Origin of the sequence: Amycolatopsis lurida (genome assembly GCF_900105055.1) — a bacterium.
Taxonomy (GTDB): Bacteria; Actinomycetota; Actinomycetes; order Mycobacteriales; family Pseudonocardiaceae; genus Amycolatopsis; species Amycolatopsis lurida.
Genome location: NZ_FNTA01000004.1, coordinates 7,158,046 through 7,179,149, shown reverse-complemented (window position 1 = coordinate 7,179,149; position 21,104 = coordinate 7,158,046). Strand labels below are relative to the sequence as shown.

Here is a 21,104-nt window from a genome sequence, read left to right as displayed (position 1 = left end):
AGCCGGGGGAATAGTGAACAACCATCTTGTGGCCGCGCCTTTGGGCGCGGCGTATACGCCGCGACTGGTCTGCACGACCGGTGACCGTCTCATCCATCCGGCGGACAGCCGTAACGACCTTGCCCGGATCGTCGTGCGCTGGGCCCGAAGATGGGTTCCCGAAACCTGGCCCGCACGCGAGTATTTCGACGCCTTGGGCATCGGCGACGCCGAAGTCCCTTGCTACGACGACGAATCCGTAACAGGCTGGCTGCTGATGGAGCCACAGCCCGACTCATTGGCATGGCAGGTCCGCACCGGACGGATCGACATCGCCACCGCTCTCACCGCGGAAGCCGAAGCCTGGCCCGATCCCCGGAAGCCACTCCGGCCGCAGCTCGCCGACCCGACCCGCTGACCGGCACCACTCTGCGCCGCGCTCGGCTGGACGGTCGACGGCCACGAACGGTTGCGGGTGCGGCCCTCCGGGGTGCACGAGACCCGCGCCTACGACGCGGAGGGCACCGAGCTGCGCCCCCTCACGGTCACCAACCCGCTCGGTCAGACGTGGACCTACCGCTACGACCCGGCCGGTCGACTGATCGAGCAGACGGACTTCGACGGACGCACGCTCCGGTTCGGCTACGAACCGACAGTTGCTCGCCAAGGCAGAGACCCCGCTTTACGGCCCTCACAGGCGTACGTAGATCTCCCGGGTTCGACCTCGAGCGGCAAGCGGCGCGCCTGGCGGTGACGTCACCGGCGACGACGGCCGCGGTCCCGGCCGCCGTCAGTCGTCGGAGCCTTCGATCCGATCCCGGCGAAAACCGCCTCGATCACGCGGTCGACGTACTCGTAGGTCAGCGGTTGCCGGGCGATCAACACCTGGAAATAGAAGGGGCCGGACAGGAGGGCCATCGCCAGGCTCAGGTCGAAGTCACTGGACAGTTGCCCCTGGTCGCGAGCCTTCCGCAAGCGAGCGATCGTCTTCTCTTCCTGCGGGCCGATGAAACGTTCGTTCAACGCCTCCGCGACTTGAGGATCTTGCTGGGCCTCGACCAGCAAAGCCTGATACAGCGGCCCGAGCGGCGGTTTGCTCAGCAGATCGACGGCCGCGTGGATCTGCTCGCGCAGGTCGGCTTCGATGTCGCCGGTGTCCGGATAGTTCAGTTCGGGCTCGTTCAGCGACAGCAGAGAGTCGAGGAACAAGGCGCCCTTGGACGGCCATCGGCGATAGATCGTGTGCTTGCCGGCTCCGGCGCGCGCCGCGACCGCCTCGATGCTGAGTTTGGCGTATCCCACCTCCTGCCCGAGTTCCAGCGTGGTCCGCATGATGGCATCAGTCCGGTCGGCGACACGGCTACCGCGTTTGTCGGCCATTCCACCAGCCTAACGGAACGGCACGTGCCGTGTTGACTTCCCCCGAATACTCCAGCATGCTCGCTCCCGAAGCGGCACGACACGTGCCGTTCCACAACTGGAGGAACCTCATGGAGTCATCGGGTACGGCTCCGGCGCTTCGGCTCGCCGGGCTGACCAAGACCTTCGGCGACAGACCGGCGGTCGACCACCTCGACCTGGAAGTGCCCCGGGGGTCCTTCTTCGGCCTGATCGGCCCCAATGGCGCAGGCAAGACGACGTCGTTGTCGATGGCGGTGGGACTGCTGCGTCCCGACAGCGGGCGCTCCCAGATCTTCGGCTTCGACGTCTGGGACGATCCCGCACGGGCCAAGGAACTCATCGGCGTGCTGCCCGACGGGCTGGCCATGCCCGAGCGGCTGACCGGCCGCGAACTGCTGCGTTTCACCGGTTTGCTGCGCGGTATGGAGGTACCCGAGCTCGAGCGGCGATCGGGTGACCTGCTGGAGATCCTGGAGCTGGCCGATACCGGGCGCACCCTGGTGATGGAGTACTCGACGGGTATGCGCAAGAAGATCGGCCTGGCCACCGCACTGCTGCACGCGCCGAAGCTGCTGGTACTGGACGAACCGCTGGAGGCCGTCGATCCCGCCTCGGCCGCCTCTATCAAGGTCATCTTGCGGCGGTTTGTCCGGGATGGCGGTTCCGTGGTGTTCTCCAGCCACGTGATGCCCGTCGTCGAGCAGTTGTGCGATCACGTGGCGGTGATCGCCTCCGGCCGGGTCGTGGCCGCGGGCCCGCTGGACACCGTGCGATCGGGCCGGAGCCTGGAAGAGCGGTTCATGGACCTGGTCGGCGGCCAGGCCCGTGAGATGGGAGAGCTGGCATGGCTGTCCTCCTGATCCGGATGAAATTGGCCGTGCTGCGGAATTCCATGAACGGCCGGCGCGCCGGCCGGCTGGTCACGGGCGCCGTGGCCGGGCTGACGCTCGCGGCGGGACTGATCTTGCTCGCCGGACGCGACTACCCGGTCGCGTCGCTCCGCTTCGATGTGCTGGGAGCGGGATTCGCACTCTGGACGGCCGGGTGGCTGCTGGGTCCGGCGCTTTTCGGCGGCGGTGACGAGACGTTGCGGCCCGAACAGTTCTCGCTGTTGCCGTTGACACCACGCCGTCTGGCGGCCGGGCTGGCGGCGTCGTCGTTCGTCGGCGTGGGCCCGCTGGTCACGCTCGTCGCCTTTTCCGCGCTGGTGGTCGCGTCGGTCAAGACAGGGCTTGGTGCCGCGGCCGCTGTGGTCGGCTTGCTCGCGGTCGCCCTCCAGTTGTCGGTGTGCGTGCTGGCCTCCCGATTGATCACCGCGGTGCTCGGCCAGGTCATGCGCTCCAAGGTGGGTGCGGCGCTAGCCGCTCTCGTCAGCGCCGCGATCTTGGCCGGGCTGCATTCGAGCTGGGTGCTCTCGCCGCTGGCACAGACCGCTTTGCGCACCGGCTTCCCGGATTCGTTCTCCACCTGGTTGACGGCATTGCCTTCAGGCTGGGGCCTGCTGGCCGTGCGCGCCGCCGCGCAAGGGAATTGGCCGGCCGCGGCCGCCGTCCTGGCGGGGCTGGCGGCGCTCGGATTGCTTTGCTGGTATGGCTGGGCAAGTCTGTTGAAGCGACGGCTGGCCACCCGTCGCGCGAGCGGGCGTCCGGCCCGGATGTCCTCCGGCGACTGGGCCAGGGGCCCGGTGACCGCGGTCGTCGCCCGGGAGCTGCGAACCTGGTCCCGAGACCTGCTTCGCTTTCATTATCTGGTTTTCGCCCTGTGCTACGCCCTGGTGTTCTGCCTGCTGCCGCTGGCCGTCGGCGCGTCGATCTTCCTGCCGTGGACCGGACTGGTGTTCGCGCTGTGGGTCGCGGCGATCTCCGCGAACCTCTATGGCGAGGACGGCACCGAGCTGTGGGGCAAACTGATGGTCGCCGGGGCCGCCCGCCACGATGTACGCGGCCGCCAGCTCGCCTGGTTGCTGGTCACCGCGCCGGCGACGCTCGTCCTGACCATCGCGATGGTCGTCTTCACCGGCGAATACAGCCTTTGGCCCTGGTTGGCCACGGTGCTACCCGCGCTGCTGGGCGGCGGGGCGGGCGTGACCGTGCTGGTGTCGGTGCTGAGGCCGGTGCCCATGACCGATCCGCGGCTTCGGGGCGGCAACCTGCTGGAGAGCGGTACCGACTTCGCGCAGGTCCTGATGGTGCTGATCCTCAGCGCGGCGACCGCCGCCCCCGCCTATTTCGCGGCACGGCTGGGGCCGCTCTGGGCGGGGCCGGTCGTGGGCTTGGCGGGCGGCATTTTGCTGGCCTGGCTACTGGGACGGTGGGCAGCGGCCAAGCTCGAATCGAGTGCGCCGGAGTTGCTCCTGTATCTGCGTACCGGCGTCTCACCCCGACGAAAGCGACCGGCCCCGGCCTGGAAACCGCAAAGGTCTTCCCTGCCCAAGCCCGAACCGCACCTGGAGAAACTCGGCCTCCACCTGGCTCCGAACGGCCAGCGTGTCTACGTCGTCGCGAGCCTGGTCCTGTGCTGGGTGCCCCTGGCCGCCCAGGGCATCGTGCCCGCGCTCATGCTGACCACCGGCCAGATCACGCCATCCTGGTTTCTGGCGCTGCACCTGCCCCAGCATCTCCAGTGGCCCGCGGTCACCGCCATGATCTGCCTCGGGCTCACCATGCTGGCCACCGGCCTTGGCATCGGCCTTCACTACCGGGCCAAGTCACGACGAGCAGCGGGCGAACTCGAGCCCACGACACGATGAGCGCGGCCATACCGAGCGCCCCGCACGGCCGGACCGGCCTCCATCGGCTTCTTTACCCGCGCGTCGATGTCCAAGCCCGTGATCTCCTCAGCGGCGTAGGCCGTGTCCTGTAAGTCTGTTAGATGGGCTCGTGATCCAGGTGGTTCCTGGCGGTGCGGGCGGATCGGCCTCGTACCGGGTCGTACTCGGCCGCGTCCGCCCGTGCCGTCAGGGACCACCTGGGCGCGAAGCCGCGAACATGACTTACAGGACACGGCCTGGACCGCAGCGGCAACAGAGGATACGCCGAGCTTTCTTGCTGACCGAGCTCTGAAAGGGTGCCCGAACGGAGCCCCCGTGGTCGCCGTGGCAGGTCTCGATGTCCTGTCCTGCACCGACGGATCACCACCCTTTCGTCCATCGGGTCTCGGCTGGGACGACTTCTTGTTCGATCCGGTGTGAGCAGGGATATGGGCTCGCAGAACCGACGATTCCGGCCCGTGCCCAAAACGCGACCGCGATCGGGTACTGACCGATTGCCAGCATCGTCCAGCCGCAGCGTGGCGCTTTGGCGTCCACGGCGGCAGCCTTTCGGAAGGCTTGGCTTCGGGTCAGTCCGGCGACAGGAACACGACGATGTCGGTTTCCTTGCCTGGCCGGGGCTCGGGTTCACGCCATCCGATCCGGCGGTAGAAGGCGAGCGTGTCGTGGGCCTGATGCCAGGTCAGCAGCCAGGCGCGAGCGTCGGGTGCGGTCGCGGTGAGATTCGACAGCAGTCGCCGTCCGAGTCCGGTCCCGCGGGCGCGGGAACGCACCCCGAGTTCGTCGATCTCGAACGCTCCGACCAGCAGTTCACCGACCCGGTCGATGCCGAGCCGCTCGGTGACCTTGGCGTAGGCGCGATCGGTCCGAAATGGAGCCTGGGTGGTCCAGCCGGTGACGAAACCGTCTACCTCGCCGGTGTCGGAAAAGGCCAGGATGGCGCGGAAGCCGGGACGCTGGGCATCTGCCTCCAGCCGCTCCCGAAACGCCGACCGGGTTTCGTCCGGGTCCCGGTGTTCCCACGGCGGAGCGGTGAAGACGTCGACGTAGGCGTCGACGAGCTCGTCCGCGACGGAGACGACATCGGAGCCGAAGTACCTCATGGTGATCGAAGATACCGACACGACCGGACTGATTCCCGCACATTGGACGACGGTCGCCTCCGAGTCCGTCGACGGCCGCCTCGTCCGTTCGCGTCGGGATCTATCGGCGAGCCGCAGCTAGCAGCTCCTTCCGCCGCCGAATTCGAGCAAGCAGGACACGAGGGCATGATGGACTCCTGGCCCCGCAGGGGCGGACGCGACGATCCCGGGCAGCTTCGACCAACCGGGCCGGGCGGCGAAGGCCGCGAGACGGCGGCAGGTGACCCGCGCCGTGCGGTTGGTCCTCCGCGCCGGACACAAGCGCGATCCTGAGCGAACGACGTCAGCTGATCAATCTCGCCCTGGCTCGCTACGCTCCTGCTGTCCCTGGAAGCTGTGTGAGGCCGACTAGGCTCTGAGCCATCGATCTGGCGCGGGCAGTCGGCTGATCATCAGCTCTGTTCCTCAAGTACCCCTCGGTGGAGGGCGGGTGTCGCCCGCCCTCCACCGACTCCCGAAACATCGCCAGGGCTCCGGAGACGTGTGCATCGGGCTCGATTTTCGGGCCGGAACCTCAACTCTTGGTCAGGGTGCGGCCGAGAAGGGCCAATAGGCGGTCCCAGTGAAGCTGCAGTGCGGCGGGATTGAAAGCATCGGTGTCGGACATGGTGAAGCCGTGGACGGTGCCGGGGTAGATCTCGGAGGTGTAATGAACACCCGCCGCGTCCAGGGCTTTATTGAGCTCGCCGAGGGTCTCGGGCGTCAAGTCGCTCTCGGCGTGGCCGAAGTGCACCTCGGCTGTGAGCTTGGAGAGGCCGTCGGGTCCGTCGGCTCCCACCGGGCCGTGGAATGCGGCGAGTGCGGCTACCTGGCCGGGGTGGGCCGCGGCGGTGCGCGTCGCCAGGAGGCCGCCGATGCAGTAGCCGGTCGCCGCAACCGGTCCGGGGCTGACCTCGGGCTGTGCGGTGAGGAACCTGAGATAGGCGTCGGCGTCGCTCAGGACACGTTCTGTCGTGTGCGCCTCGATCAAGGGCATCAGCTGAGCGAAGACCGCGGGCCGGACCTCTTCTCCGATGTGCTCGGGAAGTTCTATCACCGGTGCAGTGCCGTGTCGGTAGAAGAGGTTGGGGACCAGCACGTAGTACCCGTGCCCAGCCAGTTCGCGAGCCATCTGCCGCAGCACGGGCCGGATCCCGAAGCCGTCGGCGTACATCAGCACCCCTGGGTGCCGACCGCCACCGTCGGGGATGCAGGCGAACGCGTCGGCCTGGCCGTCCGCGGTGGGAATCTGCAGCATCTTGGTGGGCATGAGTTCTCCTGTCGTGGTTGACGTGTCGAGCCTGTGATCAACAACGACAGCGGCGGAGCCCGCGCGGCCGCGCGAGACCCTCGATCCAGCAGCGGGCCGGCACCGGCCCGTGCGGCGCTCAGAAGAGCACCGGGTCACCAATCCGTGTGTGGCGCAATGCCGTCCCGGTAGTCATGGCTGTACAACGTAGCCCACCGGATGAAGCCGATGCCAGCCCATCAAGGCCACAGTCCTGTTCGCGAGAACGATCTCGGTCGACGCGCTGCCCGCGACAGGGATGGTCATCTCGCGGCTGCAGGCCCGTCACCGTACTTCGAAACACTCCCTTGCCGAACACTCCGGACGCGGCCGAACCAGAGCCAGTCTTCCGGTCCGGTTTGGCCATGTTCGCAGACCTCCACCGTGAAGGCGGACTCCGATCAGCGTCGCGTTCGGGGCAGCCCAAAGCTGTCGACGCTATCCGCGGCTCCGAGGAGGTCCGGTGAGCACCGGTCCTGCCTTTCTCGCTGGGATCACGGGCGCGTTCCTTGCACTGGGCGGCCAGGAGGCCGGGGGCGGGCGTTGGCGTTGCGCCAGCGCAGGAATCCTCCGGTAATCAGCGGTCCGGCAGGTCCAGCAAGTCGAGAAAGGCGGTCGCCGCCGGGGTGCGTCCGACACCGCTCCAGATGAGGTACTCCACGCGCATGGGTGCGTCGGTGATCTCGATGGTGGCCAGACCGGTCAAGTGGGGGACGTAGGCCGAGGGCAGCAGCGCGATCGCCAGCCCCTTCCGCATGAGCCGGGACATCATGAAGTCCGCGGTGGTGACCTCGAACGCGACCTCACGGTTCAGGCCGGCGGCGGCGAACGCCTCGTCCGACTGTGCCCGCGCGGCCGAGTGCGGCGGCAGGTCGATGAAGGTCTCGGTCGAGAGCCGGGCGAGGTCGACGGCCGGCTCGCCCGCCAGCGGGTGGTCGGGGGCGACGACGGCGACCAGTCGGTCCCGGGCGAGTTCACGGGCGTTGACGCCCACTGGTCGCATGCTGGTTGGCAACCCGAGGAAGGCGACCTCGATCTTGCCCTGTCTGACCTGCTCGGTGAGTTCTTCGCTGCCGTCGACGCGGATGTTCAGGTGGACCTGGGGATATCTGTCGCGGAACCGGCTCAGCGCGTCCGGGATGTCGACGGCGGCCACGGTGGGGATGAGGCCGAGGGCGAGCCTGCCGCGCACCTCTCCCGTCACCGCTGCGACGTCGGCGGCCGCCCGCTCCGCGGCGTTGAGGCTCTCGCGGGCCGCGGCCACGAAAGCCTCACCGGCCGGGGTGATGCGCACATGGCGGCTGGTGCGGTCGAACAGCCGTGCACCCAGTTCCCGTTCGAGGCTGGCGATTTGGCGGCTGAGCGCTGACTGAACGACCAGGCACTGCTCCGCAGCGCGGGTGAAGCTGTTCGTTTCGGCGACGGCGAGGACGTAACGCATCTGCTGGAGCTCCATACATCAATGCTGTCATGGCATTACTGAAGTGCCAACAATGCGTTGGACTCATCGCTGATGCCTCGTAAGACTCGAGTCGTGGCAAGGCGCCACATCGGGACTTCGGAGGTGAACGGATCGTCATGGCCGATACGCCAGGGAACGTGACCACGATCGACGTGTGGGTCGATCCGCGCTGTCCGTGGGCGTGGATCACGTCGCGGTGGCTGCTGGAGGTCGAGCGCGTCCGGCCCGTGCGGACACGGTTCCACATCATGAGTCTCTCGGTGCTCAACGAGAATCGGGAGGTGCCGGAGAAGTACCGGCAGGCGCAGCTCGAGGGTTGGGGCCTGGTGCGGGTGTGCGTCGCCGCGGCACAACAGCACGGGGAAGCGGTGCTGCGCCCGCTGTATGAGGCGATGGGAACGCGGATCCATCTCGAGGGCGCCGGGCTGGGCCGGGACATGATGCTCGCCGCGCTGCGTGCTGTCGCCCTGCCGGACATGCTCGTCGACGCGGCGGAGGACACCGGCTACGACGCGGCGGTGCGCGCCAGCCATCACGCGGGGATGGCTCCGGTCGGCGGCGAAGTGGGCACCCCCGTCATCCACGTCCCCGGTCCCGCCGGTGACCGGATCGCGTTTTTCGGTCCTGTCGTCACCCCGGCGCCGCGCGGCGAAGCCGCAGGAGCCCTGTGGGACGGGGTCGTCACCGTCGCCGCGACGGACGGATTCTTCGAGCTGAAGCGCGGCCGCGACCGCGACCCCAGCTTCTCCTGACCTCGCACTCTTTTCCCGCTCATACGGGGCATTCGGAAGGACACGTATGACCACTGTCAGTACTGAACCGCGCTCACAGTTCCGGGCGTGGCTGGGCGTCGCGGCCATCACCGCGAGCTTGTTCGTCTTCGTTACCACCGAGCTGATGCCCGTCGGGCTGCTCACCCCGGTCAGTGCGGGACTATCCGTCTCCGTCGGCCTCGCGGGCATGATGGTGACGCTGTACGGCATCTCCGCGGGTGCCGGGGTGCCGTTCCTGGTCGCGTGGAGCCGCACGGTGAACCGCCGCGCTCTCCTCGCCACGCTGCTGGCGATCATGGCGATCGGCAACCTCGTCACGGCCGTGTCGCCGAACTTCGCGATCATCCTGGCCGCCCGGCTCGTCACCGGGTTCGCGCACGGCGTGTTCTGGGCGATCGGTGTCGCCATGGCGATGCGGCTCGTCCCCGACAAGAAGGCCAGCAAGGCCGCCGCGATCGTGCTTTCCGGCATGTCGATCGCCACCGTCGTGGGCATGCCGCTGGGCACGTTCATCGAGAGCCTCACCGACTGGCGTACCACGTTCCTCATCTGGAGCGGCCTGAGCCTGGCGGTGCTCCTCGCCGTCGTGCTCACGCTTCCGTCGCTGCCGTCCCAGAGCGCCATCCCGGTACGAGAGGTGTTCGCGCTGCCGATCCGGAACGGGCGGCTGCGGGTCGTGATGATCACCGTCGCGCTTTACGTGCTCGGGCACTTCGGCGCGTACACGTTCATCCGCCCTTTCATGGAGCAGCGCGCCGGGGCGTCGGCGGCGTGGGTGACCGGGCTGCTGATCGTCTTCGGGGTCGGCGGCGCGGTCGGCAACTTCGTCGCCGGGCACACTGTCAACAGGAACATGCGCGCGACGTTCGTCGTCGCCTGCACCGGGCTCGTCGCCTCGCTTCTGCTGCTTTTGGTGGCCGGCGGCAGCCTGGCGGGCCTGGCGGTCGCCGTGGTGGTGTGGGGGGTGTCCTTCGGCGCCGCCAACCTCTGCCAGGTCAACATGATGCTCGCCGCGGCCCCGGACACCTTCGAGGCCGCCATGTCGCTCAACACCATGGGATACAACATCTCGATCGCACTCGGCGCGCTGCTCGGTGGACTGTTCGCGGGCGGCTTCGGGTCCACCGGCGCGGTGTGGTTCGGCGTCGCGTTGACGGTGGCCGCACTGCTGACTGCTTTCGGCTCGCACCGCGACGCCGCGCACGCGTGAAAGGGGCATTCACATGCAACCCAGCATGCAAAGCCGGGCGATCCGCGTGACGGCACTGGACCACATCGTCCTGAACGTCGGGGACGTCGACCGACATACCACGTGCCCGTCAGTACGCCGACGCCTTCATCACCTCACCCGACGCCACCCGCAAACCGGGTAGAGAAACAAGGGAGACCCCCACCCCACCTCCCGCCCACACCCGCGGCCGCGCACTGACGGCCGCATGGTCCTCTACCGTGAGCTGAATCGGAAAAGGGCATCACGCTCGCCGACCTCGACGACCCACTCACCCAACCGGGACCAGCCACCACGAACATCGGCCTATTGTCACCCCGCTCCCCCGGATCCGCTTTCACCAGGTGCCGCCCAGGTTGGCGGGGCAGAACGGGACGACACGCAAGCCGCGCACGACACCGTGACCCAGTTGTTCGCCGAGGAATTCTCAAATCGTTTTTTGGCTTCGCCTCTTCGACAGTCGTCATCAAGGTCCCGCCGGCCGCTGTATGGGCCGGCGGAACCCGAGCGACCGCGCTACTGCTTAACGCAGCCCCGTGCAGTGGTTTTCCGACTCGGCGAGACTTGAACATCGACTGACCAGCCCCTGGGGGGCCGTCAGCCGACATGGATTCCCGGGCGCAGCACCGGATCGCATTCGCTCGTCGCCCGCGGCTGGTGACCATGCCGGTCAGGAACGCAGAACGAACGAGAACGGCTCCAAAGGCTGCTCGACGACATCGCTCAGCGGCAGAATTCACTCTTGGCACAAGGCCCCCTTGATCTCGTTCAACGACGGACAGGCGGATACGTCTAGTCGTCGTTCCAATCGCGGTCGGCCCTGTCCGCCGCCGCGGTGCGTTCCATGGCGATTTCCAGTGCCCGGTGTGCGGTGGCCTCGTCGGGATAGGGGCCGAGTCGATCCACCGATCGCGACAGTGTGCCGTGTTCGACTTGCCCGGTCGTGGTGTTGTAGTACCACTTCGGATCGGAGCCGGGGTCGGTGTCCGGTCGGTGCTCATCGGTCATGGTGTTCCTCTTTTGTTCGCGGGACAGGGCGGCGGATCGACCAGGAACTCAAGGGTGGGGACAAAGAAGAGTCCGCCGGTTACCGTGGCGGAGACCTCGCGGATGCGGTCCGGCCGGCCGGGTGGGGGCAACGCCGTCGGGCACACGTGGTGCGACCGCTGGACATCGCCGCGGCTGTTCACCCCGGGTAGTCAAGCCTTCCCGGCCGTCCTTGCGACCGGCCGATTTCGAAGTATCCACTGCGGAAACACACGCTTTCCGCGGTGCGCTGTCAATCCCTTACCCGCGATATTCGCTGCGAAACCTTGCGAATTCCAATTGCCGAAAGTCGACACGCGACACCAAGACTGCTTCCCTTTCTATTTCCGGCCAACGGGTGTAGGGTCAGAGGTGGTTGTTCATTGACCGCCGGTGACCGCTTTCCAGCGGGACGTTTGAGCTTCTTGCTCCTCCACCATCGGTCTCGGATTCAGGAAAGTCAAAATGCGACACGATCGCACGTTACCCACTTTTGCCTGCACCATTGCCCTGATGACCGGATCGGCAGTTCTGCTGCCCGCATCGGCGCAAGCCGGTCTCGAATCAGTCCCGTGCAACGAGGCGGCGCTGGTCTCCGCGGTCGACGCGGCCAACGCGGCGGGAGGCGGCACCGTGACCTTGACCCCGGGCTGCACCTACACCCTCAGCAGCGGCCACGGTGACGACGGTGTACACGGGCCGGCCGGCCTTCCCATCATCACCTCGCCCATCATCTTCGAGGGCAACGCGAACACCATCACCCGCGCACCGGCAGCGGCCTCCTTCCGCATCGGCCAGGTGGCTCCCACCGGCGGCATCACGCTCAAAGCGGTCACCATCAGCAATGGTCACGCGGCCGCCGTGGGCAACGACGACGGTGGTGGCATCCTCAGCTTCGGCGCGGTCACCCTCACCGGCAGCGCGTTGTCCGGTAACGCCGCCAACGGCCGAGGCGGCGCCTTGTACAGCACGGGAACCCCGGCCGCGGCGACCTTCACCAACAGCACGGTCAACGGCAACACCGCGGGCCAAGGCGCCGGAATCGCCAGTCTTAACGGGACACTCACGCTCACCAGCAGCGTGGTCGACACCAACGCGGCGACGCTGAATCCCGGCGGGATCTATTACGTGGCGGGTTCGGCGACGCTGAACACCTCCACGGTGACCGCCAACACCGCGACCAACTGCACCGGCAGCCCCTCCCCTGTCCCCGGATGCATCGGATAGTTCCTTTCTTCATGGCCGCACCCCCTTGATTTGTTTCCAGGAAAGAAGAAGAAATGCGAAGAAGCCACAGTATTCCGCGGGCCGTCGTCGGCGCGGCCGTGCTCACCGGGGGCCTGATCGTTCTCGCCCCCATGGCACAGGCGACCACCATTCCCGTGGCGTGCGGCGAGAACGCCCTCGTCGCCGCCATCAACCTCGCCAACTCCACAGTGGACAGTGACACTCTGGCACTGGCAGGCGGCTGCACCTACACACTGACCTCCCCGCACGGCGGGCCCGCCAATGGGTTGCCGGTCATCACCACACCGATCGAACTGCTCGGCCCGGCGACCATCACGCGCACCGCGCTGCTGCCCTTCCGGATCGCCGAGGTCGGTCCGACCGGCAACCTCACCCTGACCACCTCGGTCTCCTTCACCAACGGCAGCGTCGTCGGCAACGGGGGCGCCATCCTCAACCACGGCGCCGTGACTCTCACCACCAGCAGCCTGAGCGGCAACCACGCCACCCTCGCCGGCGGCGGCCTCGCCAACGCCGACACCCCGTCCGGCACGGCACCCGCCGCGTCGTTCACCAAAAGCAGCGTTCTCGGGAACACCGCGCTGTTCCAGGGCGGCGGCATCTACAACGGCCTCCGCGGCACGTTGACCACCACGGGGGTCTCCGGCACGCCGATGCTCGTCAGCGGCAACAGCGGTGCCCAAGGCGGTGGTATCGCAGCGGTCGATTCGACCGCGACGACCATCACCCAGACCGCCGTGACCGTGAACCACGCGCTGCTCACCGCGGGCGGCGTCTACCGGAGCAACGGCACCATGACCACCAACAACGCGCCCATCACCGCCAACACGCCCGGCAACTGCGCCGGGAGCGCCCCGGCGGTCCCCAACTGCACCGGCTGACCCGACGGCCGTTGTGCGACAGAGGCCCCAGCGGGCGACCCCGCTGGGGTCTCTGTCGCACGGTGACCGACATGTCCTCGGTAACGCTCACCGCGGCTTTCGGTGCTGTACCACCATCAATCCACCGCCGGGAATCGTTGTGGCGGATCACGTCCCGGCGTGGTCACCACGCGGTATCCCGGTCCGCCTGACGACGAGAGCCTCCGCCCGTGGACGACGACTGGCTTGGCTTACGGTTACTGGATGCAGGTCGGGATCATGGGTGCTGATGCGCCCACCGGGCACGCCGTCCGGTTAGCTGATGGGGCTCGTGTGGATCCCAGCCGACCACAGCCGGCAGCACAGCCGCAGGAGATCACCGACGCTCAGTTCCGGGACGACAGCGCCAGGGCGGCTGCCGGGAACACCCTGTTCGAGAACGAACACGGTGCCGGCGTTGCGCAGTCGCACCCAGCCGTCCCCCGACTGGCGGGCTTCGCATTCCAGGGCGAGATAGAACCTCAGCGAGGGGATTAGATAACCGACACGGACATGCTGGAGTTCCACGGAAACCGATGACTTCACCGGAACGATGCCGACCACGCTGGGCCTTCGTCGACGCCGCGGGCATCGGCCTGGTGCTGCTCATCACCGGCGTCCCCTTGGCTGCCCCGTTGAGCACACTCGTCCTCCTCGGCGCGCTCGTACCGGTCATCGGTTCGGTGATCGCCGGCGCGGCCGTCGTCCTCGTCACGCTGGTCACCAAAGGCACGCTGGCGGCCATCATCGTGCTCGCGGTGGTGGCCGGTGTCATGCAGGTCGAAAGCCACGTCCTGCAACCCCTGTTGCTCGGCCGGGCCGTCCGCCTGCACCCACTGGCCGTCGTCCTCGCCCTCGCGACCGGACTGGTGACCGCCGGCATCGTCGGCGCCTGCCCGCCGTGCCACTCGTCGCCGTTTCAGCTCAGGAGGGCGACGTCTCACCACCCCGCCTCTGGCGGCGACCGACCACTCCGCCGACACGCCGCCTCAGGGCGAATAGTCACGGTGTCCAGACCTGCCCGAACGTCTCGACTTCTCATATTGTCAAAGCCGGTCGTGCATGGTGGGGGTAGTGTTTACAAGCTCGGGTCATCAAGTGGTCGAGGCGCTTCAGGAAGTGATCGCGAGAGGGGCGGCCGGTGACCGAGGATCAGCGGCGACGGCTGCGGTCGTTGCTGGCGGCGAACGGCGACGGCAACTCCTCGCCGCCGAGGGTGACGGTGTACGGGGCGTTGTTGTCCCCGCGCAGGCGGGGTTGATCCCGATCTGCTGCTAAACCGCTTGTGCGGCAAAGAAAGTAAGCCGTCGCCAGTGGTGTAGCGGTTCGCCCATCCTAGAATTCTGCAAATGACGCGCGAAAGCGGTGAAGCTCGATACTCCTCTCCTGCATAATCCCTTCGCCGACCTCCTACTACGCCAAGCTTTCTTCCTGACCGAACTCTGGAGACGGTGCCCGAACGGAGCCTCGGCATTTCCCCATCTGTGGGCTATTCGCTGAACCGGACGTCGTGAACGGCACCGGGAGCAGCGAACTCCAGTAACCGCAGCGCTTCGGCTTCGATGGCCTCCCGGTCGGCCGCGGAGATCGAGCGCAGCGGCACGACGGTGAGCACACCCGTGCGGTCCTTCGTCCAAGTCGCGGCCACCGCGCCGTCGACGAGCACGGTGGCCGCGACCGCCGCGCCCTGGCAGACCTGACGCCGGATCGGCTCGGTCATCACGCGCGTGCGGTCGGCGTGGGCGAGCAGGGTCGCGTCGAACTCCGCGAGGAGCCGGACGGGCGCGGGCAGATCCGGCGAAGGGATCTCGTGGTCCGGCAGGTCGAACAGCTCGCGCCCCGCTTCGTCGGTGTATGTCCGCAGTTCCGGCCGCAGTTGCTCGAAGACCTCACGCAGTCCGCTCACCCCGGACCAGGTCCGGGCGTCGGCCACGGTGGCCGGCCCGAACGCGGCGAGGTAACGCCGGATCAGCTCGCGCACGTCGTCGGCGGTGGCGGCTTCCGGTACACCGGGGAAGACGGCGAACGGGGTCGCGCCGCGTTTGCCCCACGTTCCGCTCGGGGCGGGGTGCACCAGCGCGAGCAGGTACTGCACGGTCCAGCCGAGCGCCTGCGCGTCGGCACCCGGGCGGGTCCGCGCGAGCGCCCGTCCCAGCTCCGGTCGGGTGAGGACGCCGCTGCCGTCGAGAAGCCTGGCCGCGTCGGCGACCAGCTCTCCGAGGTCGACACCGGCGGTGCGGCCGCCGAAGGCGTTGCGCTGCACCCGCCGCAACAGTGGCGCCAGCACCGGCCGGACCAGCCGGAAGTCGTCCGCCGACATCAGGTGCTGGGTGGCCCGCATCATCGTGGACCGCACAAGGACACCACGCTCGATGGCGACGGTGAGGTCCTGGACGGCGAATCGTTCGAGCCGGTTCCAGAGGGCGAAATACGCGAGATCCGGGTCCTGCGCATTGAGTCCGAAGAGGTGCTCGGTCGCCTCGGCCACCCCGAGGTCGACGCGGCCGAGGAGAAGTTGCCTGTCGAGAAGGGCGCGGTTGAGCGCCCGCGGGCTCAGCACCGCGGTCCCGCGGGCGCCCATCTCAGCGCACCTTCCGGAAGAACACGCGGATGTCGTCGACCAGCGCGGCGGGCGCCTCCATGGCGAGGAAGTGCCCGCCGTGGCCGAGTTCGGTCCAGTGCACGACGTGGTGGTCGCGCTCGGCCCACCGGCGGACGGTCACGTCGTGCGCGGACACAAGCACACCGGTGGGCACGGTCGGCGCGACCGCGGTGCCCCAGTCCCCGGATTCGCCGCCGCTCCAGTCGTTCGCCGAAATCTCCTCGTAGTAGATCTGGGCGGCCGAACCGGCTGTGCCGGTGAACCAGTACAGCGAGATCGTGGCGATCATACGGTCGCGATCCACGCATTCCTCGGGCAGCGCTTCTTCGGGCATGGTCAGTTCCTTGAACTTCTCCACGATCCACGCGAGCTGACCGGCGGGCGAGTCGTGCAGGCCGTAGGCCACCGTCTGCGGACGCTTGGAGTTGCATTGCAGGTAGCCGTCGTTGAAGTTCTGCATCGACTCCCAGCGGCGCTGGTCGGCCTCGGGGAGGTCGTCCAGTTCGCCCTCGGCGCCGATCGGGAACGTGATCATCGCGGTGAGGTGCACGCCGAGCACGTGCGCCGGATCCTGCTTGCCGATCTCCGGCGCGACCCAAGAACCCGTGTCGTAGCCGTGCACGCCGTACCGCTCGTAGCCGAGCGCGGCCATCAGCCGGGCGAACAGGCCTGCCATCTTCGCGGCGCTCATCCCCGGGCCGGCCAGCGGCGTGGAGAACCCGAACCCAGGCAAGGACGGGATCACCAGGTGGAAGGCGTCAGCCGGATCTCCCCCGTGCGCCCGCGGGTCCGAAAGCGGCCCGATCACGTCGAGGAAGTCGGTCACCCCGCCCGGCCACCCGTGCAGCAGGACCAGCGGTGTGGCGTCCTGTTCCGGCGAGCGCACGTGGAGGAAGTGCAGGCGCTGGCCGTCGATGGTGGTGACGAACTGCGGGTGGGCGTTGAGCGCGGCCTCCTGCGCCCGCCAGTCGAAACCGGTGCGCCAGTATTCGGCGAGTCCGGCGAGGTAACCGGCGGGCACACCCCGGCTCCAGCCGACGTCCGGCAGCTCGCTCGGCCAGCGGGTGGCGGCCAGGCGCGTGGCGAGATCGTCGAGGTCCGCCTGCGGGATGTCGATCGAGAAAGGGTGGATGTCCTGTGTCATGAGGACCACGCTAGAACCCGGTTAGGACAACTTCGGTCCTAACCGGACGGCAGAATGAAATCATGCTGGAAACCTCCGCACGACTGCTGAAGCTCCTGTCGCTGCTGCAGACCCACCGCGACTGGCCGGGTACCGACCTGGCCGAACGCCTCGGCGTCACCACACGGACCGTGCGACGGGACGTCGAGCGCCTGCGGGAACTCGGTTACCCGGTGCACGCGCTCCAAGGCACACCCGGCTATCGGCTCGGCGCGGGCGCGTCCCTGCCACCGCTGCTGCTCGACGACGACGAAGCCGTCGCGGTGGCCGTCGGACTGCGCACCGCCACGAGCAGTTCGGTCACCGGTATCGAGGAGACGGCGTTACGCGCGCTCACCAAGCTGGAGCAGGTCCTGCCGTCGCGGCTCCGGCATCGGGTGAACACACTCCAGACCGCGACCGTGCGCGCTGGGGTGGCGCCCGGCCCGAAGATCTCGGCGGACACGCTGATGACCATCGCGAACGCGTGCCGCCACCACGAACGCCTGCGCTTCGACTACGTCAGCCCGCGCGGCGGTGCCTCCCGGCGGCACGCCGAGCCCTACCGCCTGGTCCACTTCGGCAGGCACTGGTACCTCGTCGCCTTCGACGTCGACCGCGACGACTGGCGCACCTTCCGCGTCGATCGCCTCACCCCGCGACCGCCCGCCGGCGCCCGGTTCACGCCCCGCGAGCCGCCGTTCGACGACGTCGCGGCCTATCTGGCGCAGCAGCTCTCCGCGCGCGCCTGGCCGTGCCAGGCGACCGTCGAGCTGCACGAATCGGCCGACGCGGTGGCCGACCGGGTGTGGCCGGGAATGGGCGCCGTCGAGGCCCTCGACGAGTACCGCTGCCTCCTGCACCTCGGCGCCCCATCGACGTCCGACCTGGTGTGGATGATCACCTCAGTACAGACCGATTTCACCCTGGTCAGCGGACCACCGGAACTCGAAGGCGCACTCCGGCAGCAGGCAGAACGGTGCCTGCGCGCGATCGAAACTTGACCGTGCGCTGCCGCAGAGGCTCATGGCCGGCGAGATAACGGCACGAATCGCACGGGCGTGTACTCGGTTCGGGGCGTAGAAAGTGGGCCGCGAATCAACGGGCCGCGAGTTTCGAAATGTCACGACGCCGGGTTTCTTTGGCTGCCAGGATTCCGAGGACCGAGATGGCGGCGGCGATGGCGATGTAGATGGCGATGGGGGTGCCGCTGCCGTAGTTCCGCAGCAGCGCCACGGCGATGATCGGCGCGAGGGATCCAGCGACGATCGAGGTGACCTGGTAGCCGATGGAGGTGGCGCTGTAGCGGACCTCGATGTCGAATTGCTCGGCGAAGAACGCCGCCTGCGGGCCGTACATGGCGGCGTGCATGAAAAGGCCACCGGTCACCGCCAGGATGATGAGTGCGGGCCGGCGAGTGTCGAGCAGGTGGAAGAACACCGGCGCCCAGACGGCTGTCCCGATGGCGCCGGCCAGGTACACCGGCCGCCTGCCGACCCGATCGGACAGCGCGCCGAACAGCGGGATCGCCACCAGGTGGACGGCGTTGGCGACCAGCAGGGCGGTGAGGACGACGCCGCTGGAGAGTTCGAGGTGGGTCGTGACGTAGGTGAGCACGAACGCGGTGATGATGTAGTAGGAGACGTTTTCCCCGACCCGGGCGGCCATGCAGATCGCGATTTCCTTGGGGTGGCGGCGCAGTGCTTCCATGGCGGGTGCCCGGCGTGGGGTGTTGCCGGCATCCGCCAGCGCTTTCGCTTTGATGAACGACGGGGCGTCTTCGACCGCCGTGCGGATCCAGAAGCCGAGGACGACGAGTGCGGCGGAGAGCAGGAAGGGGATTCGCCAGCCCCAGCTGAGGAAGGCCGCTTCGTCCATCGTTCCGGCGAGGATCGCCAGGACGGCGGTGGCCAGCAGGTTGCCGATCGGGACGCCGGCCTGTGGCCAGCTCGCCCAGAATCCTCTGCGCGCGTCGGAGCCGTGTTCGCTGACCAGCAGCACGGCGCCGCCCCATTCGCCGCCGACGGCGAAGCCTTGCACCAGCCGCAAGGTGGTCAGCAGCACGGCGGCCCAGATGCCGATCGATCCGTAGGTGGGAAGCAGGCCGATGGCGGCGGTGGACGCGCCCATGAGGATGAGACTCACCATGAGGAGCTTCTTGCGGCCGATGCGGTCACCGAAGTGCCCGAACACCAGGCCTCCGATGGGGCGGGCCACGAAGCCGAGCGCGTAGGTCAGGAACGCCAGCATCACGCCGACGAGCGGATCGCTGTTGGGGAAGAACAACTTGTTGAACACCAGCGCCGCGGCGGAGCCGTAGAGGAAGAAGTCGTACCACTCGACGGCGGTACCGATCAGGCTGGCGGCCACGACCCGGCCCATGCTGGTCCGAGGCGTGGTGGATTCGTTGGTTCTCGTCATTGAGGCTCCACGGGTCGCCCTCATGGCACTGAGACCTGAGGGGGTCGGAAAGATTGTGTTTACTGCTGGCAGGAGAAAGAACCGCTATTTCTGGCAGGCGAAACTGCGGGCGTTGTCCGGGTCGCCGCCGGTGTAGCGGGGCCAGGCCGGGTATTGGCAGAGGGGGCGGGTGCGTTGTCCTGCCGTGGGGTTGACGTCGGTGACGACCGGATGGACGGGTGCTTTCGCTTGTCCTGTCCAGGTTTCCAGGGCGGTGAGCGAGTCCCAGCCGGCGGCGAAGGCCGCGCCGACGTTGACGTGATTGGCGCCGGGCACGACGTAGAACCTGGCGAACCGGTCGGTGGCCGCACGTCCGACGGTCTGCTGTACGCGTTCGAAGTATTCGGCGGTGGACCGCGAGCTGACCAGTTCGTCGGCGGCGCCGTGCAGCATCAGCAGCTTGCCACCTGCGCGCGCGAAGGGACGGAGATCGGGGTTGTTGACGTCCTGCAGTTTCGACAGGTCGCTGATCCGCTGTTTCCACTTGCCGGGTACCCGCGGGTCGAGGGCGAGGGAGTTGAAGGAGGGGTCGCGGGTGACGAAGTACCGTGCCCACTGGTCCCAGAACTGCGATCCGTATCCGGCTGTTGTCGGCATCGGGTGGGCCGGTGCCTGAGTTCCCATGCCGAGCAGTGGCGTGCTCATCTTGGCTCCGGACAGGAACGGGAATCCCGGGTAGCCGCGTTCCCCGCTGCCGAGGGGGTAGTTCCAGCGCAGCGGCGAGGAGATTCGCACGACGGCGTTGATCTGGGTATCGGACAGGCAGGTGTCCGCGGTGTCCTTCCCGCCGGGACAGCGCAAGGCCCAGGGGATGTAGTGGCAGCCGTCCGGATTGGACACGACGCCGTCGGTGAGCCCGTCACGGTGGTCGCAGGCGGCGAGGACGTCGCGGTGGAGCAGGGCTTGTTCGGCCGGGTTGAGAAAGGCACCTGGCTGGGACAAGATCTGTGTCTCATAGCCGAAGAACAGGTCGAGGCTGGCGGCGTTCCACGCGGGATAGACAGCGATGACCCCGTCGAACGCGGTGGGCCAGCGCTGCGCCATAGCCAGGGCCTCGCGGCCGCCGGTGGAGCCTCCGGCGAAATAGCTGTGTTCCGGCGGCGTGCCCGCGTAGCGCTTGCCGATGAGATGGACGGCTGTGTCTCTGGTCTTCTTCAACGCGTCCCCGGCGAAGTTCCGCACCGCTTCGTCATTGAGGCCGAATGACCCGTCGAGAGTCGTGCTCGGCGGGAAGCCGGGTGTTGCCTGATGTCCGGAGTCACTGGCGAAGACGGCGTAACCACGGGCGAGAGGCACGGGTTGATCGGCGGGGCCGAACGGAACGTTGCCGGCGACGTTGGGGATGGTGCCGTTGTAGCCACCGCCCCCGAACATCAACACGTTACGGTTCCACAAGGTCGGCAAGGCCAGCCGCGTCTTGATCTGGGGGGCGGCCGGGTCCACGGGCGCAATCGCGGCATCCACCAAGCAGTATTCCCCCAACGTGGTGGTGGCGGCGATCAGCCGGGTTGCGGTGACTTCAGCGCCGGAAGTGGGCAGGCTGATAGCGGCCGCGGGGATGCTCGTGCCGTTGAGGCCGGAGCAGTACCCGGACGCTGACTGATGAGCGTCCGCGGTGAGTGGCATGGCGAGTGTGGCGAGCAACGGGGTCACCACCGCGGCTGTTCGAAAGACCTTCATGATGA

General features: G+C 67.9%; 20 protein-coding genes. 10 read left to right on the top strand and 10 right to left on the bottom strand.

What is annotated here, in order from left to right; translation table 11 throughout:
• The first annotated feature begins 13 nt into the window (after positions 1-13).
• Both BLW75_RS39085 and BLW75_RS39080 read left to right on the top strand, forming a co-directional pair.
• Positions 14-397, top strand: a complete 384-nt coding sequence (locus BLW75_RS39085; protein WP_091599307.1) for a hypothetical protein — start codon at positions 14-16, stop codon at positions 395-397.
• Between the two features lie 57 nt (positions 398-454).
• A complete protein-coding gene (locus BLW75_RS39080) occupies positions 455-733 on the top strand; it encodes an RHS repeat domain-containing protein (RefSeq protein WP_241784004.1) in 279 nt (92 codons plus the stop codon).
• 2 nt (positions 734-735) lie between these two features.
• Here the strand turns inward: BLW75_RS39080 and BLW75_RS39075 are convergent, their stop codons facing one another.
• Positions 736-1,359: a TetR/AcrR family transcriptional regulator gene (locus tag BLW75_RS39075; protein WP_034320938.1), complete on the bottom strand. Its 624-nt coding sequence runs from the start codon at positions 1,357-1,359 to the stop codon at positions 736-738.
• 110 nt (positions 1,360-1,469) lie between these two features.
• On the opposite strand from BLW75_RS39075, the gene BLW75_RS39070 reads away from it, so the two are divergent.
• Both BLW75_RS39070 and BLW75_RS39065 read left to right on the top strand, forming a co-directional pair.
• The gene (locus BLW75_RS39070) at positions 1,470-2,240 is read left to right on the top strand and encodes an ABC transporter ATP-binding protein (RefSeq protein ID WP_034321000.1); all 771 of its coding nucleotides are present in this window, start codon (positions 1,470-1,472) and stop codon (positions 2,238-2,240) included.
• Positions 2,225-4,129, top strand: coding sequence for a hypothetical protein (locus tag BLW75_RS39065; protein ID WP_091599300.1), 1,905 nt, complete (start codon positions 2,225-2,227; stop codon positions 4,127-4,129). The genes BLW75_RS39070 and BLW75_RS39065 overlap by 16 nt, the downstream gene beginning before the upstream one ends.
• Before the next feature lie 590 nt (positions 4,130-4,719).
• On the opposite strand, the gene BLW75_RS39060 is transcribed toward BLW75_RS39065, so the two are convergent.
• From BLW75_RS39060 to BLW75_RS39050, 3 genes are all read right to left on the bottom strand, one after another.
• Positions 4,720-5,253: a GNAT family N-acetyltransferase gene (locus tag BLW75_RS39060; protein WP_034320933.1), complete on the bottom strand. Its 534-nt coding sequence runs from the start codon at positions 5,251-5,253 to the stop codon at positions 4,720-4,722.
• Positions 5,254-5,806: 553 nt separating this feature from the next.
• A complete protein-coding gene (locus BLW75_RS39055) occupies positions 5,807-6,541 on the bottom strand; it encodes a dienelactone hydrolase family protein (protein WP_034320929.1) in 735 nt (244 codons plus the stop codon).
• 595 nt (positions 6,542-7,136) lie between these two features.
• Positions 7,137-8,015 carry a LysR family transcriptional regulator gene (locus tag BLW75_RS39050; protein ID WP_034320927.1) on the bottom strand — a complete coding sequence of 293 codons (879 nt, stop codon included), beginning with the start codon at positions 8,013-8,015 and terminating at the stop codon, positions 7,137-7,139.
• Between the two features lie 122 nt (positions 8,016-8,137).
• Between BLW75_RS39050 and BLW75_RS39045 the strand changes: the two genes are divergently transcribed.
• The gene (locus tag BLW75_RS39045) at positions 8,138-8,773 is read left to right on the top strand and encodes a mycothiol-dependent nitroreductase Rv2466c family protein (protein WP_034320924.1); all 636 of its coding nucleotides are present in this window, start codon (positions 8,138-8,140) and stop codon (positions 8,771-8,773) included.
• Between the two features lie 46 nt (positions 8,774-8,819).
• Positions 8,820-10,004, top strand: coding sequence for an MFS transporter (locus BLW75_RS39040; protein ID WP_091599298.1), 1,185 nt, complete (start codon positions 8,820-8,822; stop codon positions 10,002-10,004).
• An 810-nt stretch (positions 10,005-10,814) separates the two neighbouring features.
• Here BLW75_RS39040 and BLW75_RS39035 read toward each other — a convergent pair.
• Positions 10,815-11,030 (bottom strand): hypothetical protein, encoded by a 216-nt coding sequence (locus BLW75_RS39035; RefSeq protein WP_034320920.1) that lies wholly within the window; start codon positions 11,028-11,030, stop codon positions 10,815-10,817.
• Between the two features lie 531 nt (positions 11,031-11,561).
• Between BLW75_RS39035 and BLW75_RS39030 the strand changes: the two genes are divergently transcribed.
• Together BLW75_RS39030 and BLW75_RS39025 are read left to right on the top strand one after the other, a co-directional pair.
• A complete protein-coding gene (locus BLW75_RS39030) occupies positions 11,562-12,275 on the top strand; it encodes a hypothetical protein (protein WP_034320917.1) in 714 nt (237 codons plus the stop codon).
• A 53-nt stretch (positions 12,276-12,328) separates the two neighbouring features.
• A complete protein-coding gene (locus BLW75_RS39025) occupies positions 12,329-13,177 on the top strand; it encodes a hypothetical protein (protein WP_034320914.1) in 849 nt (282 codons plus the stop codon).
• Between the two features lie 294 nt (positions 13,178-13,471).
• Here BLW75_RS39025 and BLW75_RS39020 read toward each other — a convergent pair whose 3' ends face one another.
• Positions 13,472-13,741, bottom strand: a complete 270-nt coding sequence (locus BLW75_RS39020; protein WP_091599295.1) for a hypothetical protein — start codon at positions 13,739-13,741, stop codon at positions 13,472-13,474.
• Here BLW75_RS39020 and BLW75_RS39015 point away from each other — a divergent pair.
• A complete protein-coding gene (locus BLW75_RS39015) occupies positions 13,732-14,340 on the top strand; it encodes an AI-2E family transporter (protein WP_395766746.1) in 609 nt (202 codons plus the stop codon). The two genes, BLW75_RS39020 and BLW75_RS39015, sit on opposite strands and share 10 nt — an antisense overlap.
• 344 nt (positions 14,341-14,684) lie before the next feature.
• Here the strand turns inward: BLW75_RS39015 and BLW75_RS39010 are convergent, their stop codons facing one another.
• Both BLW75_RS39010 and BLW75_RS39005 read right to left on the bottom strand, forming a co-directional pair.
• On the bottom strand, positions 14,685-15,776 hold the full coding sequence (locus BLW75_RS39010; protein WP_034320907.1) for a winged helix DNA-binding domain-containing protein: 1,092 nt from the start codon (positions 15,774-15,776) through the stop codon (positions 14,685-14,687).
• A 1-nt stretch (position 15,777) separates the two neighbouring features.
• Complete coding sequence (locus BLW75_RS39005; protein WP_034320904.1) at positions 15,778-16,941, bottom strand: epoxide hydrolase family protein; 1,164 nt, start codon at positions 16,939-16,941, stop codon at positions 15,778-15,780.
• A 62-nt stretch (positions 16,942-17,003) separates the two neighbouring features.
• Here BLW75_RS39005 and BLW75_RS39000 point away from each other — a divergent pair, with 62 nt between their 5' ends.
• Positions 17,004-17,963 carry a helix-turn-helix transcriptional regulator gene (locus BLW75_RS39000; protein WP_034320901.1) on the top strand — a complete coding sequence of 320 codons (960 nt, stop codon included), beginning with the start codon at positions 17,004-17,006 and terminating at the stop codon, positions 17,961-17,963.
• 94 nt (positions 17,964-18,057) lie between these two features.
• Here BLW75_RS39000 and BLW75_RS38995 read toward each other — a convergent pair whose 3' ends face one another.
• On the bottom strand, positions 18,058-19,380 hold the full coding sequence (locus BLW75_RS38995; RefSeq protein ID WP_034320897.1) for an MFS transporter: 1,323 nt from the start codon (positions 19,378-19,380) through the stop codon (positions 18,058-18,060).
• An 84-nt stretch (positions 19,381-19,464) separates the two neighbouring features.
• A complete protein-coding gene (locus BLW75_RS38990; protein ID WP_198935825.1) occupies positions 19,465-21,099 on the bottom strand; it encodes a tannase/feruloyl esterase family alpha/beta hydrolase in 1,635 nt (544 codons plus the stop codon).
• Between the last annotated feature and the right edge of the window lie 5 nt (positions 21,100-21,104).